The organism is Rhodoferax sp. (assembly GCF_025354435.1).
Classification (GTDB): Bacteria; Pseudomonadota; Gammaproteobacteria; order Burkholderiales; family Burkholderiaceae_C; genus Rhodoferax_B.
The window spans coordinates 21,988-39,797 of sequence record NZ_JANXMU010000036.1 but is presented as its reverse complement, the minus strand read 5'-3'; the positions used below and the strand labels follow the sequence as shown (position 1 = coordinate 39,797).

19 protein-coding genes and 2 tRNA genes are annotated in these 17,810 nt (G+C 61.1%); 12 read left to right on the top strand and 9 right to left on the bottom strand.

The features are described from left to right. Positions 1 to 61 precede the first annotated feature (61 nt). The 6 genes from tatB to hisI form a co-directional block, all read right to left on the bottom strand. A complete protein-coding gene (gene tatB, locus Q0T48_RS09070; RefSeq protein ID WP_295955361.1) occupies positions 62 to 529 on the bottom strand; it encodes a Sec-independent protein translocase protein TatB in 468 nt (155 codons plus the stop codon). 15 nt (positions 530 to 544) lie between these two features. Next, complete coding sequence (gene tatA / locus Q0T48_RS09065) at positions 545 to 787, bottom strand: Sec-independent protein translocase subunit TatA (RefSeq protein ID WP_295955358.1); 243 nt, start codon at positions 785 to 787, stop codon at positions 545 to 547. An 86-nt stretch (positions 788 to 873) separates the two neighbouring features. Next, complete coding sequence (locus Q0T48_RS09060) at positions 874 to 1,257, bottom strand: histidine triad nucleotide-binding protein (protein ID WP_295955355.1); 384 nt, start codon at positions 1,255 to 1,257, stop codon at positions 874 to 876. After that, a complete protein-coding gene (locus Q0T48_RS09055; RefSeq protein ID WP_295955352.1) occupies positions 1,254 to 1,649 on the bottom strand; it encodes a hypothetical protein in 396 nt (131 codons plus the stop codon). The genes Q0T48_RS09060 and Q0T48_RS09055 overlap by 4 nt, the downstream gene beginning before the upstream one ends. Further along, entirely contained in the window at positions 1,646 to 2,026 is a 381-nt protein-coding gene (locus Q0T48_RS09050; protein ID WP_295955350.1) for a phosphoribosyl-ATP diphosphatase, read from the bottom strand. Before Q0T48_RS09050 ends, Q0T48_RS09055 begins: the two co-directional genes overlap by 4 nt. 5 nt (positions 2,027 to 2,031) lie before the next feature. Further along, positions 2,032 to 2,436, bottom strand: coding sequence for a phosphoribosyl-AMP cyclohydrolase (gene hisI / locus Q0T48_RS09045; RefSeq protein ID WP_295955347.1), 405 nt, complete (start codon positions 2,434 to 2,436; stop codon positions 2,032 to 2,034). Between the two features lie 102 nt (positions 2,437 to 2,538). On the opposite strand from hisI, the gene gmk reads away from it, so the two are divergent. From gmk to Q0T48_RS09030, 3 genes are all read left to right on the top strand, one after another. Beyond that, entirely contained in the window at positions 2,539 to 3,159 is a 621-nt protein-coding gene (gmk, locus tag Q0T48_RS09040) for a guanylate kinase (protein ID WP_295955345.1), read from the top strand. A gap of 16 nt (positions 3,160 to 3,175) precedes the next feature. Continuing rightward, positions 3,176 to 3,379 (top strand): DNA-directed RNA polymerase subunit omega, encoded by a 204-nt coding sequence (rpoZ, locus tag Q0T48_RS09035; protein WP_295955342.1) that lies wholly within the window; start codon positions 3,176 to 3,178, stop codon positions 3,377 to 3,379. Between the two features lie 213 nt (positions 3,380 to 3,592). Further along, complete coding sequence (locus Q0T48_RS09030) at positions 3,593 to 5,749, top strand: bifunctional (p)ppGpp synthetase/guanosine-3',5'-bis(diphosphate) 3'-pyrophosphohydrolase (RefSeq protein WP_295955563.1); 2,157 nt, start codon at positions 3,593 to 3,595, stop codon at positions 5,747 to 5,749. Here Q0T48_RS09030 and greB read toward each other — a convergent pair. From greB to Q0T48_RS09015, 3 genes are all read right to left on the bottom strand, one after another. Continuing rightward, positions 5,746 to 6,321 carry a transcription elongation factor GreB gene (gene greB / locus Q0T48_RS09025; protein ID WP_295955339.1) on the bottom strand — a complete coding sequence of 192 codons (576 nt, stop codon included), beginning with the start codon at positions 6,319 to 6,321 and terminating at the stop codon, positions 5,746 to 5,748. The genes Q0T48_RS09030 and greB overlap by 4 nt on opposite strands. Before the next feature lie 75 nt (positions 6,322 to 6,396). Further along, positions 6,397 to 6,473: transfer RNA gene (locus Q0T48_RS09020), tRNA-Arg, on the bottom strand. A gap of 77 nt (positions 6,474 to 6,550) precedes the next feature. Then, positions 6,551 to 6,627, bottom strand: a tRNA-Arg gene (locus tag Q0T48_RS09015). Positions 6,628 to 6,758: 131 nt separating this feature from the next. On the opposite strand from Q0T48_RS09015, the gene Q0T48_RS09010 reads away from it, so the two are divergent. The 9 genes from Q0T48_RS09010 (at position 6,759) to Q0T48_RS08970 (ending at position 17,729) form a co-directional block, all read left to right on the top strand. After that, positions 6,759 to 7,907: an alpha-hydroxy acid oxidase gene (locus Q0T48_RS09010; RefSeq protein ID WP_295955334.1), complete on the top strand. Its 1,149-nt coding sequence runs from the start codon at positions 6,759 to 6,761 to the stop codon at positions 7,905 to 7,907. A 75-nt stretch (positions 7,908 to 7,982) separates the two neighbouring features. Further along, positions 7,983 to 8,915, top strand: a complete 933-nt coding sequence (locus Q0T48_RS09005; protein ID WP_295955331.1) for an exopolyphosphatase — start codon at positions 7,983 to 7,985, stop codon at positions 8,913 to 8,915. A gap of 91 nt (positions 8,916 to 9,006) precedes the next feature. Continuing rightward, positions 9,007 to 10,182, top strand: a complete 1,176-nt coding sequence (locus Q0T48_RS09000; protein ID WP_295955329.1) for an imelysin family protein — start codon at positions 9,007 to 9,009, stop codon at positions 10,180 to 10,182. Between the two features lie 73 nt (positions 10,183 to 10,255). After that, the gene (locus Q0T48_RS08995; protein WP_295955560.1) at positions 10,256 to 11,623 is read left to right on the top strand and encodes a di-heme oxidoredictase family protein; all 1,368 of its coding nucleotides are present in this window, start codon (positions 10,256 to 10,258) and stop codon (positions 11,621 to 11,623) included. A gap of 23 nt (positions 11,624 to 11,646) precedes the next feature. Next, entirely contained in the window at positions 11,647 to 12,378 is a 732-nt protein-coding gene (locus tag Q0T48_RS08990; RefSeq protein ID WP_295955327.1) for an imelysin family protein, read from the top strand. 6 nt (positions 12,379 to 12,384) lie between these two features. Continuing rightward, entirely contained in the window at positions 12,385 to 12,576 is a 192-nt protein-coding gene (locus tag Q0T48_RS08985; protein ID WP_295955324.1) for a hypothetical protein, read from the top strand. 70 nt (positions 12,577 to 12,646) lie between these two features. Next, a complete protein-coding gene (locus Q0T48_RS08980) occupies positions 12,647 to 13,738 on the top strand; it encodes a DUF1513 domain-containing protein (RefSeq protein ID WP_295955322.1) in 1,092 nt (363 codons plus the stop codon). A 266-nt stretch (positions 13,739 to 14,004) separates the two neighbouring features. Continuing rightward, entirely contained in the window at positions 14,005 to 15,033 is a 1,029-nt protein-coding gene (locus Q0T48_RS08975) for an iron ABC transporter substrate-binding protein (RefSeq protein ID WP_295955319.1), read from the top strand. 497 nt (positions 15,034 to 15,530) lie between these two features. Continuing rightward, positions 15,531 to 17,729: a TonB-dependent siderophore receptor gene (locus Q0T48_RS08970; protein ID WP_295955317.1), complete on the top strand. Its 2,199-nt coding sequence runs from the start codon at positions 15,531 to 15,533 to the stop codon at positions 17,727 to 17,729. Positions 17,730 to 17,810: the final 81 nt, after the last annotated feature.

Below are 17,810 nucleotides of genomic sequence, written 5' to 3'. Positions count from 1 at the left end.
GCTTTAAACAGGGCCAGGCCCAGAATGACACCGAGGCCAAAAGGCCCCAGGTTGTTGATTTTTAAGTGTTTGGCGACACGGGCTTGGGCCGGTAGCGGGCCACACGGGCCGCGCCCGACAGCGCCTTGGTACGCACCCCGGCACGGGCTTTGTACCACTGCGGTGTGGCACCCAGCTTGGTACGCCAGCGCTTGTGCGGGAGCTTGTATTCGGGGTAGCTGGTGTAGGCATCGTCCGCCACCGCCGGGGTAGCATCGGTTTCTGACCATTGCTTCTCGAAGTCGCTGGCGTTGGTCTGGATGGACTGGTGCACGTCGCGCGCCGCACCTTCCATCGTTTCCTTCATCTTCTTGAGCTCGTCCAGGTCCATGGAGCGGCTGACTTCGGCCTTCACATCGGACACGTAGCGCTGGGCCTTGCCCAGCAACGTGCCCACGGTGCGGGCCACACGTGGCAGCTTTTCGGGCCCGATGACGATCAACGCCACCGCGCCAATCAGCGCCATTTTGGAAATGCCGAGATCAATCACAGAATGCGCGCCAGATCAGGACTTGGTCTTGGCTTCGACATCAATGGTGTTCTTTTGCGCCGCCGCAGCCGCGCTGGCAGACACCTGGGCGGTAGGTTTATCGTCGTCCACCGACGCAGCGCCGTCCTTCATGCCGTCTTTAAAGCCCTTGACCGCGCCACCCAGGTCGCTGCCCATGTTCTTCAACTTCTTGGTGCCAAACACCATCACCACGATCAACAACACGATCAACCAATGCCAAATAGAAAATGAACCCATGGAATAACTCCTAACAAAGTGTTTCTGATTTTAGACGGCGCAGATGACGGTTTTTGCCGTGCCCTGCGATGCCCCTTGCGTTATCACTAACCCTTGAGCCAGGGGCGCGGCCCACCAATGACATGCAGGTGCAGATGGTGCACTTCCTGCCCGCCATCATCCCCCGTATTCACCATCACCCGAAAACCACCCTGCGGGTAAGGTCTGCAGCCCTCTTGGGCCGCCAGCTGGGGGGCCAGCACCATCATGCGCCCCAGCAGGGCAGTATGCTCAGGCTGCAGCTGCGCCATCGACGGAATATGCAGCTTGGGGATTAGCAAGAAATGCACCGGCGCCCAGGGATGGATGTCGTGGAAGGCCAAAAGTTCGGCATCTTCGTAGACTTTTTTAGACGGAATCTGGCCCGCAATAATTTTGCAAAACAGGCAATTTGGGTCCAAGCAACTCGGGTCATAGGCCAGTACGCTCATGCCGCGTCTCCTACGGCTTGGCTGGCGTTCATGGCCACCATGCCGCGCACGATGCGGTACAAGAACCACAGCGAAATTAAACCCCAGGCGATCCAGCCCGGCAGGATGAACAGGAACCACAGCGGTGCCGTCACCACGTACAGCACCCCGGCCCACAGCACCGAGCGGATGCGCCAGCTGAAATGGCTGGCCTGCCAGGTACCTTCGGCTTCGTTTTTTTTCACCAGATCGATCACCAGCGCCACGATCAGCAGCAGTGCGCCCGGCTGTGCGCCCGGCACCACTGCGCCCACGGCCACGATCAGGTGCAGCACATAGCTGACCCAGCCCACGGTTTTCAGGTCCTGGGCCTTTTCGCTGTCGATCGCGCGCACGTCAATGATGTCGTTCATGGGGACTCAGCCTCTCGGGTTAAAACTTTGCGCAAGGCTTTTTCTTCGATGCCGCTAGTGCCTTCACGGCGCTCCAGCTCGGCGAGCACGTCGGCGGGGCTGAGGCCAAAGTGCGCCAGCGCCACCATGGAGTGGAACCACAAATCGGCTACCTCGCCCACCAGCTTGGCTTGCAGCGCGGGAGTGTTGCCACCGTATTCGGCATCTTTGGCGGCCATCACGGCCTCGGTGGCTTCTTCGCCGATTTTTTTCAAAAATGCGTCCGGCCCTTTGTGCAACAGGCGGGCCACGTAGCTGGCGCTGGGGTCACCGCCGTTGGCCGCCTTGCGGCTTTCAATAGTGGCGGCCAGCCGCGCCAGGGAATCGTTAGAGGTCATAGCCATTACTTGTAGATGGATTCCGGGTCTTTCAAGACCGGTTCAGTAGCTTTCCAGGCCTTGGCGCCTGCGGCATCAGTGTCCAGCAGACTGAAAAAACAGCTATGGCGGCCCGTGTGGCAGGCAATGCCGGGGGTGTGGCCCAGCTGCGTCACCTTGAGCAGGACCACATCGTTGTCGCAATCAAGCCGGATTTCGTGCACGGTTTGCACATGGCCCGACTCTTCGCCCTTGAACCACAGCCGGTTGCGCGAGCGGCTGAAATACACCGCACGCCCCAGGACCGCCGTTTTCTCCAGCGCCTCGCGGTTCATCCAGGCGAACATCAGCACATCGCCGCTGCTCGCCTCTTGCGCAATCACCGGAACCAGCCCTTGGGCGTCCCATTTCACATCGTTTAGCCAATTCATAAGCCGTATTGTGAGCGATTACACAACTGCATTGTTCAGCGTGGGGCGATGGGGCAAATATAGAATGTGCCATTTTTTGACCACCTTGATGGTGAACACAGCATGGACTACCCCGGAAATTTGATCGTCGTCGCCGCCCCCAGCGGTGCCGGAAAGTCCAGCCTGGTCAAGGCCTTGATGGAACTGGATGCCAAGGTACAGCCCTCGGTATCGCACACCACCCGCGACCCGCGTGGCCAGGAGAAGCACGGGCGTGAATATTTCTTTGCCTCGCAGTCGGAATTTGATGCCATGGTGGCGGCCGATGCGTTTGTCGAATGGGCCGAAGTGCATGGCAACCGCTACGGCACTTCCAAGAAAGCCATTGAAGAGCGCATGGCCCTGGGCTCAGACGTGATTCTGGAAATCGACTTCCAGGGTGCGGTGCAGATCAAGCAGATTTTTGCCAACGCGGTGCTGATTTTCATCCTGCCGCCCAGCTGGGAAGAGCTGCGTTCCCGGCTGGAACGCCGCGGCGAAGATGCCCCCGATGTGATCGAATTGCGCCTGGCCAATGCCGCGATTGAGATGGAACAAGCCCATAAATTTGACTTCGTTATAATCAATGAGCTATTTGACCGGGCAGTTTTCGACCTGAAAACCATTGTTCATGCCCAGCGGCTCAAATTTACGGCCCAACGCCGTGCCCGAGCCGACACCTTCAAATCCCTGAACATTGCTTAGTTTTCTGGAGAAATTCATGGCCCGTATCACCGTCGAAGATTGCCTGGTGCAAATCCCCAACCGTTTCCAGCTGGTGCTGGCCGCGACTTACCGGGCCCGTATGCTGAGCCAAGGCCACGCGCCCAAGATCGAAAGCAAGAACAAACCGGTGGTTACCGCGTTGCGTGAAATCGCGGCGGGCAAGGTCGGCATCGAGATGCTCAAAAAAGTACCCAACTGATCCCATCGGGCCCAAACCCACTTTAAAAGGCACCGCATTGCGGTGCCTTTTTTGTTGCGCGCAAGGCATACGCAAGGCTCAAGCTATATTCAAGCCATGAGTGACAAGCATTTCCCTGCCGACGGTTCGCCCCCCAAACCTCCACACAAAAAAGGCGGGCACACGCCCAGCCCCGCAGCAGCCAACGCCGCTGCCGCCAGCTTTGCCGCACTGATGGCCAATCTGCACTACCTGGATGCCGCCAGTGTGGAGCAGGTACGCCAGGCCTACCGGTTTGCCGATGAGGCCCATCTAGGGCAGTTGCGCAACAGCGGCGAGCCCTACATCACCCACCCGATTGCCGTGGCCGCCCAGTGCGCCGCCTGGAAGCTGGATGCGCAGGCGCTGATGGCCGCCCTGCTGCACGATGCAATGGAAGACTGCGGTGTAACCAAGCCGGAGCTGATCGAGCGCTTTGGCGCACCGGTGGCCGAGCTGGTTGATGGCCTGACCAAACTCGACAAACTACAGTTCAACACCCGCGAAGAAAACCAGGCCGAGTCGTTTCGCAAAATGCTGCTGGCCATGGCCCGCGACGTGCGGGTGATCTTGATCAAGCTGGCCGACCGCACCCACAATATGCGTACCATGGGCGACATGCCGCGCTCCAAGTGGGCACGCATTGCCTCGGAAACCCTGGATATTTACGCGCCCATCGCACACCGCCTGGGGCTGAACCAAACCTACCGCGAACTGCAAGACCTGTCGTTTCGCCACCTGCGGCCCTGGCGCTACGCGATCTTGGCCAAAGCCGTGGCCAAAGCGCGCAACCGACGGCGCGATTTAGTGCAAAAAGTGCAGCAAGAAGTCGAGGCAGCATTTGCGCAAACAGCCATTTCGGTGCGTATTGCCGGGCGCGAAAAGACGATGTATTCCATCTACCAAAAGATGGATGACAAACACCTGACCTTCGCCCAAGTGACCGATATTTACGGCTTTCGGGTCATTGTGCAGAACGTGACCGACTGCTACACCGCCCTGGGCGTATTGCACCAACTCTACAAACCCGTACCCGGCAAGTTCAAGGACCACATCGCGATTGCCAAGCTCAACGGCTACCAGTCGCTGCACACCACGCTGGTCGGACCGTCCAGTGTGAACGTTGAATTCCAGATGCGCACCGAGGCCATGCACCTGGTGGCCGAATCCGGCGTGGCTGCGCACTGGCTGTACAAGAACAACGAAACCGACAGCGCCACCGCCGAGCGGCTGGGTACTAAATGGCTGCAATCGCTGCTCGACATCCAGGACGAAACCCGTGATGCCGCCGAGTTCTGGGACCACGTCAAGGTCGATCTGTTTCCCGACGCGGTCTATGTGTTCACCCCCAAAAGCCAAATCATGGCCATGCCGCGCGGCGCCACGGTAGTGGACTTTGCCTACGCCATCCACAGCAATGTGGGCGACCGCACCGTAGCCGCCAAAATCAACGGCGAACAGGTGCCGTTACGCACCGAACTGCGCAACGGCGACATCATTGAAGTGATTACCGCACCGGTGTCGGCCCCGAATCCTGCATGGCTGGGTTTTGTACGCACCGGCCGGGCGCGTTCCAAGATCCGCCACCACCTGAAAAGCATGGCGCAAACCGAATCCGAGAGCATGGGCGAAAAACTGCTGACCCAGGCTTTGCGTGCCGAAGGGCTGGAGCGATTACCTGAAACAACGGTGGAAGACCAGCCGATCTGGGACAAGCTGCTGCGCTTTACCGGCAACCGCACGCGGATCGAATTGCTTACCGATATCAGCATGGGCAAGCGCGTGGCCAGCATCGTCGCCAAGCGGTTGGTGGCGTTATTGACCGAAAACGGCGAAAAGCCCGATGCCTTGCTGCTGACCCGTGAACGTTACACCGCGCACGAGCGCCTGTCCCAGGGTGCTGTGGTGCTAGACGGTAGCGAAAACACCTCCGTCCAGTTTGCCCGCTGTTGCCGCCCTATTCCGGGCGATGCAATCGTGGGCTACCTGGGCCGTGGCGAAGGTCTGGTGGTACACACCGACGATTGCGCGGTAGCCAAACGCCTGCAGTACAAAGACAGCGAGCGCTTCATCGCCGTGGACTGGGCGGATGAGCCCGTACGGTCTTTCGAGACGGGGGTGGTTGTCACCGTGAAAAACAGCAAAGGCGTGCTGGCCAAGGCTGCCGCCGCATTGTCTGCGGCCGAGGTGGACATTACCCATGTCGATATGGGCCAAGAAGGCGAACAGGAGGCGACCGACATGCGGTTTTTAGTGTCGGTACGCGACCACGCCCACCTGGAAGTGGCCCTGCGCCAACTCAAACGCACGCCCTCGGTGTTGCGGGCGGTACGGGCCAAACCGGCGGCTTAAGCCTGCTTCAGGTTTGGAGGTGGATAGTCCACCCGCAGCACCTCGATCTCTTGCACACCCACGGGGGACTGCATGCGCACCACATCACCCACCCGGGCTTTGAGCAACGCCCGGGCAATGGGGGACACCCAACTGACCTGCCCTTGAGCGGTGTCGGCCTCGTCAATCCCGTAGATGGTGACGGTGCGCTCCAGGCCCGAGGCACCTTCGTAGGCCACGGTAGCACCGAAGAAAATCTGGTCGTTCCCAAAATGCACGCTAGGGTCTACTACCTCGGCCATTTCCAAGCGTTTGGTCAAAAAACGGATGCGCCGGTCGATCTCGCGCAGGCGTTTTTTGCCGTAGATGTAGTCGCCGTTTTCAGAGCGGTCGCCATTGCTGGCCGCCCAGTAGATCACGTCCACGATCTTGGGGCGCTCCACCTCCATCAGCTCGGTGAATTCGGCACGCAGGCGGGCGTAGCCCTGGGGTGTCATGTAGTTTTTGCTGCCTGCAGGCAAGGGCGCGGGTGCTGGGGCATCGCCGTCGTCATCCTGGTCGGCATCGGTTTCGCGGGTAAAGGCTTTGCTCATAAGCCACGTACCTTACCGTGAAGTGGGCGCAAAAAGTAAAAAGCCCGTTATCTTGCGATAACGGGCTTTTACATTTGGTGCGGCTGGCAGGAATTGAACCCACGACCCCTTGGTTCGTAGCCAAGTACTCTATCCAACTGAGCTACAGCCGCTAAGAGATTAATTCTACAACGGACTTTAATCCATCGAGTAAAAAGCCCGCCACCTTGCGGTAACGGGCTTCTACATTTGGTGCGGCTGGCAGGAATTGAACCCACGACCCCTTGGTTCGTAGCCAAGTACTCTATCCAACTGAGCTACAGCCGCTAAGCTCACGATTCTACAACGGATTTCCGCTTGCGGTAAAGCGGTTTGAGAAAAATGCGGGGTGCACCAAAATTTCTTCATCCCACGCACTGCCCAAGCCCGCTAGCATCGCTGACATTCAGGAGACAGATTTGCCCCACGTCATTACCAATATCGAAGACCTGCGCGTGCTCGCGCGAAAACGCGTGCCGCGCATGTTTTACGACTACGCCGACTCCGGCTCGTGGACCGAGGGCACCTACCGCGCCAACTCGGCCGACTTCCAAAAAATCAAGCTGCGCCAGCGGGTGGCAGTCAACATGGCCAACCGCAGCACCCGGGTGAAAATGGTAGGCCAGGATGCCGCCATGCCCGTGGCGATTGCGCCCACCGGCCTGACCGGCATGCAGCATGCCGATGGCGAGATTCTGGCAGCGCGGGCGGCCGAGAAGTTCGGCATTCCGTTCACCCTGTCCACCATGAGCATCTGCTCGCTGGAAGACATCGCCGCCCACACCAAAGCGCCGTTTTGGTTCCAGCTCTACTGGATGCGCGACCGCGCCTTCATGGAAGCACTGATGGACCGCGCCAAAGCGGCGGGCTGCTCGGCACTGGTACTGACGCTCGACCTGCAGGTGCTGGGCCAGCGCCACAAGGATCTGAAAAACGGCATGACCGCGCCGCCCAAGCCCACGCTGGCCAATATCCTGAACCTGATGACCAAGCCGCGCTGGTGCCTGGGCATGGCGGGCACGCGCCGCCACACCTTTGGCAACTTGGTGGGCCACGCCAAGAACGTCAGCGACATGTCATCGCTCAGCGCCTGGACCAAAGAACAGTTCGACCCCCAACTCGACTGGAACGACGTGGAGTGGATCAAGAAGCGCTGGGGCGGCAAGCTGATCCTCAAGGGCATCATGGACGCAGAAGATGCCCGTCTTGCCGCCAACAGTGGCGCAGATGCCATGGTGGTGTCTAACCACGGAGGCCGTCAACTCGACGGTGCCCCCAGTGCCATCGAAGCCTTGCCTGCGATTGTGGACGCGGTAGGCTCACAGATCGAGGTGTGGATGGACAGCGGCATCCGCTCTGGGCAGGACGTTTTGAAGGCCTGGGCCCTGGGCGCGCGCGGCACCATGATCGGGCGCAGCTTTCTGTACGGCCTGGGTGCCATGGGCGAGGCCGGGGTCACTAAATGCCTGGAAATCCTGCACAAAGAGTTGGATGTGACCATGGCTTTTTGCGGCCACACCCAGATCGCCACGGTGGACAAAAGCATTCTGTTGCCCGGTTCGTTTTAACTACGCAACTTTGGCCATGGCGGCATAATCGTTACACATTTTGTAACCGCCAACACGGCAAAAAGGATGGTCCCCATGGGCACAGAAAAATTTCGCTTGGTCACCCGCAGTGATTTCGACGGGCTGGTGTGTGCGGTGCTACTCAATGAGCTGGACTTGATTGACGAGATCAAGTTTGTCCATCCCAAGGACATGCAAGACGGCAAGATCACCATCACCGACCGCGACATCACCACCAACCTGCCCTACGTGCCGGGCGCCCGCATCGCGTTTGACCACCATGCGTCCGAGACCATCCGCAACCAGAGCGGGCTCAAAAACCATGTGATCGATGCCACGGCCCCGTCGGCTGCGCGCGTGGTGTTTGACTACTACGGCGGTGCCAAAGCCTTCCCCAACATCACCGTGGACATGATGGACGCGGTGGACAAGGCCGATTCCGCCCAGTACGTGCGCGAAGAAATCATGCACCCCGAGGGTTGGGTGCTGCTGAACTATCTGATGGATGCGCGCACCGGCCTGGGGCGTTTCCGAGAATTCCGCATCAGCAACTATGCGCTGATGATGGATTTGATCCAGTACTGCCGCGACCACGGAATCGAAGACATTTTGTCGCTGCCCGATGTTAAAGAGCGCATCGACATCTACCAGGAACACGCCGCCAAGGCCAAGGCGCAGATCGAACGCTGTGCCGTGGTGCACGGCAACCTGGTAGTACTGGACCTGCGCGAAGAAGAAACCATATGGGCCACCAACCGGTTCATGGTCTATGCGCTGTTTCCGCAGTGCAACATCTCCATCCACGTGATGTGGGGCGTGCAAAAGCAAAACACCGTGCTGGCCACCGGCAAGTCGATTCTGGACCGCAGCAGCAAAACCAATGTGGGCGAACTGATGCTGGCCTACGGCGGCGGCGGCCACCATGCAGCAGGCACCTGCCAGGTGGAAAACGACCAGGCCGCCACGGTGTTGCAAAAGCTCATCACCCGGATCAACCTGGACGGATAAAGCAATCCGCACAAACGGTATCAAGAATCAATCTCATTACAATAGGTTTTTGCCCTGTCCGCGTCAACCGCAAAATTCTTGCGTTTCGCGGATGGGAACACCAAGGACCTGCGCCTTGAAATCTCTTCTGCTGAGTGCCGCCCTGCTGACGGCTTTTGCCGCCACCGCCCAAACCACCGCCCCCGTCACCGCAGCAGCTGTCGCCGCCGACTACAGCAAACTGGTCTACGCCAGCTACGAAGACACGCTGACCACGGCCCAAGCACTCCAGACCGCGATTACCGCATTCAATGCCGCCCCCAGTGCCGAAGGCCTGACCAAAGCCCGTACCGCCTGGCTGGCTGCCCGCGAGTTTTACGGCCAGACCGAAGCCTTCCGCTTCTACGCCGGCCCCATCGATGACAAAAATGGCCCCGAAGGCCGCATCAACGCCTGGCCGATGGACGAAGCCTATGTGGACTACGTCGTCGGCAAGCCAAAGTCCGGCATCATCAACAATCCCAAGGTCAAAATCACCGCCAAAGCCCTCTCGGCCCTGAACGAACGCGGCGGCGAAGAAAACATTGCCACCGGCTGGCACGCCATCGAGTTTTTGCTCTGGGGCCAGGATCTGAGCGAAACCGGCCCCGGCGACCGTTCGTTTGAAGACTTTGTGGACGGCAAGACCCCCAACGCCAACCGCCGCCGCGAGTACCTGAAGGTGGTGTCCGATTTGCTCATCAGCGACCTGACCAGCCTGACCAAGGCCTGGGCGCCCGATGCCAAGAACTACCGCGCCAAGTTTGAAAAATCCGGCACCAGCGCCGTGCGCAACATGCTGGTCGGCGTGGGCTCTCTGTCGCGCGGCGAACTGGCCGGTGAACGCATCGAAGTAGCGCTGGCCTCCAAGAACCAGGAAGACGAGCACTCTTGCTTCTCCGACAACACCCACCGCGATATCGTGGCCAACGCCACCGGGATTGAAAACGTTTGGTTGGGCCGCTTCAAGCGTGCCGACGGCAGCCTGCTGCAAGGCGCTTCGCTGCGCGACCTGGTGGCTTTGAAAGACGCCACCACCGCCGAGCGCACCAGCGGCCACATCGCCGCTAGCGTGAAAGCCGCTGAAGGCATCCACGCCCCGTTCGACCGCGAAATCGTGGACACCGAAGGCCGCAAGCGCGTGCAGGCCGTGGCCGATGCGCTCAAACTGCAAAGCAAGGACTTCCTGGACGCGGCCAAGGCGGTGGGCATTACCAAACTCACCTTGGCGGACCCCGCCAAAGAGTAAGCCGATGCGTCAGCCGAACCCGCAAAAAACACGCTGGCGCACCCTCACCACCACCGCCCTGGCCTCGGCCGGGATGGCGGTGGCGTGGCTAGCCCTGGCAACGCCCCCCACGATCGACACCTCGGAAGAAAAACCCGGCGGCGACACCACCGTGTTTGAAGAAGGGCTGAACGCCTTCTCGTTTCCCGCCGCCAACCTAGACGAAGAAGGCCGCACCAACTTCGCCATCGGCAACTCTTTTTTTCGGCGCAACTGGGTCGAAGCCCCGTCTTCCACCTCCGCCCGCGACGGCCTGGGGCCGCACTTCATTGCCCGCTCCTGCGGCGGCTGCCATGTGCAGGACGGCCGCGGCGCACCGCCCAACACCTTTAAAAACGGCATCACCGCCGAGCAACCCATCGGCCTGCTGTTCCGCCTGTCGGTGCTGGATGCACAGGGCGCGCCCCAGCATGAACCTACCTACGGCGAGCAGTTCACCAACTCGGCCGTACAAGACGTGCGCCCCGAGGGCAAAGTCCGCATCCGCTACACCGAGCTGCCCGGCCAGTTTGCCGATGGCACCCGCTACAGTCTGCGCCAGCCGCACTACCGCTTTACCGATCTGGGCTACGGCCCCATGCAGCCTGGCACCCTTGTCAGCCCGCGCATCGCGCCACAAATGCCCGGCGTAGGCCTGATCGACGCGATCACCGAGGCCGACATCCTGGCCAATGTGCAGCAGCAGGCCGGTCGCAGCGATGGCATCCACGGCATGGCCAACCGCGTGTTCAACCCGTTTGCGGGCAAGGACGTGGTGGGCCGCTTTGGCTGGAAGGCCAATACCGGCAGCCTGGCGCACCAATCAGCAGCCGCCTTCAATGGCGACATCGGCATCACCTCCGAAAAGTTCCCGCGCGAAGACTGCACGCCGAAGCAAAAAGACTGTGCTGCCGCTCCCCGAGGCGGAGAAAAAGGCGGGTCTGAGATCGACAACGCCACACTCAAAAAGGTCATCCAGTACCAGGCCACGCTGGCTGTGCCCGCCCGGCGCGGCTATGACAACGTAGACGTGCGCCGCGGCCAGGCCCTGTTTGCCCAGGCCCAGTGCGCCGTGTGCCACCGCCCCAGCCACACCACGGGTGCATCCGCGTTTCCGTCACTACGCGGGCAAAAGATCACGCCCTACACCGACCTGCTGCTGCACGACATGGGCAAGGGCCTGGCCGATGGCCGCCCGGACGGCTTGGCCAACGGCCAGCAGTGGCGCACCCCGCCGCTGTGGGGCATTGGGCTGATCCCTGACGTGAATAACCACAGCTTTTTGCTGCACGATGGCCGCGCCCGCAATACGCTGGAAGCCATTCTGTGGCACGGTGGCGAAGCCGATGCGGCCCGCCAGGAGGTGCTGAAAATGCCCAAAGCCGACCGCGACGCGCTGGTGAAATTTGTGAACTCCCTCTGACCCGTTCTGACCGAAAGCCCACCGTGCATCTCTTGATCGACCGCCGCCAATGGTTGGCACTGGGCCTGGGCACCCTGTGCAGCGCCGCCGGGGCGGCCCCTCTGCCACAGCGCATTGCCAGTCCGGCCATCACCCAGACCGACTGGGTGCGCAACGCCTTGCGGCTGCACTTTGTGCCCGCCGCACAGGCCTTTGCCCAGAGCAGCGCCGCCCTACGCGATACGCTGACCACGGGCTGCAACCCGGCCACGGCCCGCCCCGCCTGGCGTGCTGCCATGCTCGATTGGGAGCGCCTCAGCGCCGTGTCCGTCGGCCCGCTGCTGGAGCGCCGCAGTACCCGCAGCATAGACTTCTGGCCCACCCGGCCGGCCATGGTCCTTGCAGCCGCACCCAACCCGCCGCAAACCGCCGCCGCGCTGGACGACCTAGGCGCACCCGCCAAAGGCCTGCCCGCCCTGGAATGGCTGCTGTGGCAAGCCACGCCGGATGCCGCCCAATGCGCCTACGCCGCAGCCCTGGCCCAGGGCTGCGCGGCCGAGGGCCAAGCCCTGCTGGCCGACTTCCAAAGCCTGGCCGCCCGCACCTGGACCCCCGACACCGCACTCGTCGCCTTCAACGAATGGTTCAGCCAGGCCGTGGGCGGGCTGGAGCAATTGCGCTGGAAGAAGATGGGCAAACCAGCCCGCAGTGGCCGCGCCAGCGACTGGCCGCGGGCCACCAGCAGCGGCACCCGGGCAGCCTGGCAGGCGGCCTAGGCCAGCATGCAAAACTTCTTGGTCGGCACCGGCCGCAGCCAGGAGCAAGGAAGCCTGAACGGCTACCTGGCCGGTGAAAACCAGCTTGCCCTGTCCACCCAGCTGGAAACCGCCGTGGCCCTGCTGCACACCCGCATGCTGGCGGCAGACCCGGCCCGCGCCGCCAGCGTCACCGCCGCCATGCAGGCCCTGGCCTAGGCCAAGAAGCTGCTCGAAGACAAAGTCGCCCCCGAACTGAAAACCATGGTCGGTTTCTCGGAGTCCGATGGTGATTAATTCCAATTTGCGCCGCCGCGACTGGCTGGCCCTGGCCGCTGCCAGCATGGCTTTGCCCGCCAACGCCACATCCGCGCCTGGCCTGCTCACCTCCTGGGTCATCGACGACCAGGCCTGGGCTGGTGTCTGGCAACTCGGCAGCACATCGCGCGGCGTGGCCCTGCCCAAGCGCGCCCATGAGGTGCAAATGCTGCACGCAGCGCTGGGCCACCCCGGCCAGGCGCTGGCAGTAGCCCGGCGCCCGGGCGAATACCTGCTGCGCTTCGACACCCGCAGCGCCCGCGCCGTGCTGTGGCACGATATTGAAGACGACCGCGTGCTCTGCGGCCATGCCAGCTACGCACTGGACGGCAGCGCCCTGTACACCACCGAAACCAGCACCGACACCGGGGCCGGGTTCATCGCCGTGCGCGACCCAGTCAGCCTGGAAAAAATCCGCGAATTCTCCAGCGGCGGTCTGGATCCGCACATGGTGCTGGTCGAACCCGACGGCACGCTGTTGGTGGCCAATGGCGGCCTGCTCAACCTGCCCGAAACCGGCCGCACCAAGCTGAACCTGAAGCAGATGGACTCGTCCATCGCCCGCCTGGATGCCGCCACTGGCACCCTGCGCCAGGCCTGGCGGGCCAGCGACCCGTATTTGAGCCTGCGCCACCTGGCCCGCGCGCCCAACGGCACCGTGGCCATCGCCATGCAGGCCGAGCACGCCGATGCCGCCGCCCGCCGCAGCGCCCCGCTGCTGGCGCTGCTGGATGCCAACGGCCTGCGCACCATCGCCTTGCCAGAACCCTTGGCCCTGGGCGGCTACGGCGGCGACGTGGCCTTTGTGCCGGGCCGCAACAGCCCGGCCGACGACCGCTTTGTGGTCAGCGCCACCCGCGCCGGGCAACTGGCTTGGTGGTCGGCCCAGGGCGGTGATCCGCGCCAGCTCGCACTACCCGAAGCCGGTGCCCTGGCCGCCTACGGCCCCGATTGGCTGGCCAGCGGTGCCCAGGGCGGCGTGCGCGGCGAGGTAGCAACCCGCCGCTTGGACCGGCTACTGGCCGACGTGCACTGGGACAACCACGGCAAATGGCTGGTCTAAGCCAATACTATTAAAAAGATAGCTACCTACGTAGATGTTATATACGCTAGGGCCATTTTTTTTTAAAAATCCTTGCAAAGATAGCCCGCCGCGGGCTGATTCGGCTGACGGTTTACACCACCCACCAGCCTGGTTTACACACCTGCAGATGGGTACGTGTAACAGCACGCACCTATAATGCGAATGCAAACAATTCTCGTTACATCCGCATTGACGGATGCTCAACGGCGAACGCTATTTCGGTATTTATTTAGGACTTTCCACCCATGCAATTTCCATTCAATTTCCAGCGACGCTCATTGGTTCTGGCACTCGGCCTGGGGGCCGCAGCACTGGCATCGCACGCCCAAAGCGCGGCAGACAGCAATACGCTGGTGGTCTACAACGCCCAGCACGTCTCGCTGACGCAAGCCTGGACCGACGCGTTCACCCGCGAAACCGGCATCAAGGTCTTGGTTCGCAATGGCGGTGATGCCGAGATGGGCAACCAGATCGTGCAAGAAGGCGCCAATTCGCCCGCGGACATCTTCCTGACCGAAAACTCCCCCGCCATGTCCTTGGTTGATAACGCCAAGCTGTTCGTCCCGCTGGACCCCGCTACGCTGGCGCAAATACCTGCCGAGTTTCGCCCTGACCACGGGCGTTGGACCGGCATTGCCGCCCGCAGCACGCTGCTGGTCTACCGCAAGACCAAGTTCCCCTCCAAAGACATGCTGCCCAAGTCTTTGATGGACCTGGCCGACCCGGTGTGGAAAGGCCGCGTGGCCGCTGCGTCTGCAGGGCCCGACTTCCAGGCTATCGTCAGCGCCGTGTTGCAGCTCAAGGGCGAGGCGGCTACTGCGGCCTGGCTCACGGGTTTGAAAACCAACGTGGTGACCTACCGCAGCAACAGCGCAGCCATGAAGGCCAGCAACGATGGTGAAGTCGACACCGCGGTGATCTACCACTACTACTATCTGGGCGACATGTCGAAAGGCGGCGCCAACACCGACAAACTCGGCACGCTGTACTTCCGCAACCAAGACCCTGGCGCGTTTATCAGCGTATCTGGCGGCGGCATCCTGGCCTCCAGCAAACACCAGCCCCAAGCGCAGCAATTTATGAAATGGCTGACCGGCAAGGGCGGACAAGACATTCTGCGCACCGGCAACTCTTACGAGTACGCGGTCGGCGTAGATGCCAAATCCAATCGCAACCTGATGCCGCTGGGCGAATTGCAGGCCCCCAGGGTGGACATGTCCAAACTCAACACCTCCAAGACCACCGACCTCATGCTGAAGGCCGGTCTGCTCTAACTTGCACGGACTCGGGTGCAGAGCCCCCCGAGCCAGACAAGTTGTTTCACGTTCATTCACCGCGTTGCCACGCACGCAACCACGGCCTTTTCGCGCGGCCGTGGTTTGCTCCCAGCTACCTGCCTGAGCCCGGTGCGCTAGCACAGCGCCACTGGCTGTGCATGGCGGCATGCTGCCTCGGGCCCCGAATCCGGGAAAAATCCACAGGCTCCGTGGTGAAGGTGCAACAAAATGTTGGGGATTTGCGGTTTTCTGGAGGATGGCTGCGGGTTTACCACCTCCAAGTAACAAGAATGATTCGCATTAATTTACAATTGTGTGGTATTTCTCAACCCAGCCAGCCAAGCCATCGGACCCGTTCCAAGCGTTAGCCAGCCGTTCATTGCAACCCTTCTCAGGCTGACTCCATGTTCCGACGCAAAAACCTCAAGCAAAAACCCGCTCTAGCTCATATCCAAACTGCGCCAGTAGCTATCAAAATCGCAGCACCTTATGGGATGCTACCCCTCGGCGCGATGATGCTGGCCGGCTCCATGGGTGCCATGGCGCAAACCGCACCGACCGAAGCCAAGACCTTGGCCCCCGTGACGGTGAAGGAAAAAGCGGAGCAGCCTCAAGGTAAAGATTCGATCAAGGTTGAACGCACCACCATCGGCAAGGGCAACCAAGAACTGCGCAACATCCCCCAGTCGATCACCGTTCTGACCGAAAAGCTGATCACCGACCGCAATTTCGACACCGTGAAAGACGTGCTGCGCAACTCCGGCGGCATTTCGTTCCAGGCTGCCGAAGGTGGCGAAGAAGACATCAAACTGCGCGGCTTCAGCCTGCAGGGCTCGGGCGACGTGTTTGTCGACGGCAACCGCGACCCGGCTTTCTACGAGCGTGACACTTTCAACAACGACCGGGTTGAAATCCTGCGGGGTTCGGCCGCACTGTTGTTTGGCCGGGGTTCCACCGGCGGTGCGGTCAACCAGGTCAACAAGCAGCCACTGCTGCTCAACCAGAACGAGGTGGAAGCCACGGTGGGCAGCCACAACTACCGCCGCGCGACTGGCGACTTCAACATCAAGACCGGTGAAAGCTCGGCTCTGCGCATCGGTGCCATGGCCACCAAAGCCGACAACAACGGCGCGGGCAGCTCCATCGACAAGCACGGTATCGCCGCGGCCTACCGCTTTGGTATCGGTGAGGTGGACGAGTTCTCGGTAGGCTTCTACCAGCTGGAAAACAACAATGGCATGAACTACGGCATCCGCTTTATCAAGCCTACGTCGGCATCGCCAACGAGCACTTCAGTGCTCAACTCCAATCTCGATCCAGATGCCTACTACGGCATGGACAGCGACTACAACCATGGCCGGGCCACCTACGGCACGCTCAGCCATGTGCACCGTTTCTCCGGCGACACCGAACTGAAATCCTCGGTCCGCAAGGGCCATTACACGCGCGACCAACGCGCAACCCTGTGGAACTTCGGTGCTGCCGCGGTCCAACCCAATAGACAAGCGGTGGGCCTGGACAACTTCGGCCCCGGCACGGTGCTCACACGCGGTGCGCAAAACAAAGTGCAGGACATGGACAACCTGTATGCCCAGTCCGACCTGAGCACCAAGTTCGATGCATTGGGTTACAAACATGAAGTTCTGGCCGGTCTGGACTTTTCCCATGAAGAGCGCACCGTCTATGGAGCCAAGACGCTGACCGCTGCGCAGACGGCAGCCTTGGGCTTGAACCGCCCCAACACCACGATTGGCACGCCTAACGACGGTGCCGCTATCGCCGAAGGCAACCGCCCCTTCGGCACAAGCAATAACTTCACCTCCAACGGTTATGGCATCTACGGCCAAGATCTGGTGCAGTTGGCGCCGAAGTGGAAGCTTTTGGGTGGTCTGCGCTTTGACCACATGGCCGCAGGGTACCGAAGCTTCAACCCGACCACCGCAGCCGCGACCGGCAGCTACGACATGAAAATTTCCGAGTTGAGCAAACGCGCAGGCGTGTTGTTCCAGCCGACCGATTTGCATTCGTTCCACTTCGCTTACGGCACCTCATTCAACACTTCGGGCGATGCCTATTCACTGGGTGCGGCTAATGCCGAGACGCCACCGGAACAAAGCCAGAATCTGGAATTTGGTGCCCGTATCGACTCGGCCGACAAGCGCTTCACGGCACGCCTGGCCGCATTCCACTCGACCAAACTGCATGAGCGCAACACCGATCCGCTCGTCCCGATCGCGATCTTGTCCGGTAAGCGCCATGCGGCGGGTATCGACCTCGATTTCACCGGAAATATCACGCTGCAGTGGGAAGTGTTCGGCTCCTATGCATGGATCCCGTCCGCCAAGATCGACATCGCCGCCCCAGGCGCTGAAGGCCAAGGCACCCGCCCATCGCTCACACCCAAGCAGAGCGGCACGGTCTGGACGACCTACAAAATCACACCGCAAATCCGAGTCGGTGCTGGTTTGAACTTCAAGAGCCGGGTTGCGCCCCTCCGCAACCCGGGCTTCTACTCGCCAGGCTACGTGACCGCCGATCTGCTGGCCGAATACACGGTGATCGAAGACAAGTTCACCGTCAAGGCCAACGTGATCAACGTGACCAACAAGTTGTACGGCGATGCGCTGTACCAAACGTTTTATGTGCCGGGTGCCGGCCGCATGTTGCAGATGTCTGCCAAGTACCAGTTCTAAGCCTACGGCATAGCACTGGCGCTCACCACAAGCCGCCCTTCGGGGCGGCTTTTTTTATGAGAGCCCGCCCAACTTGCATGG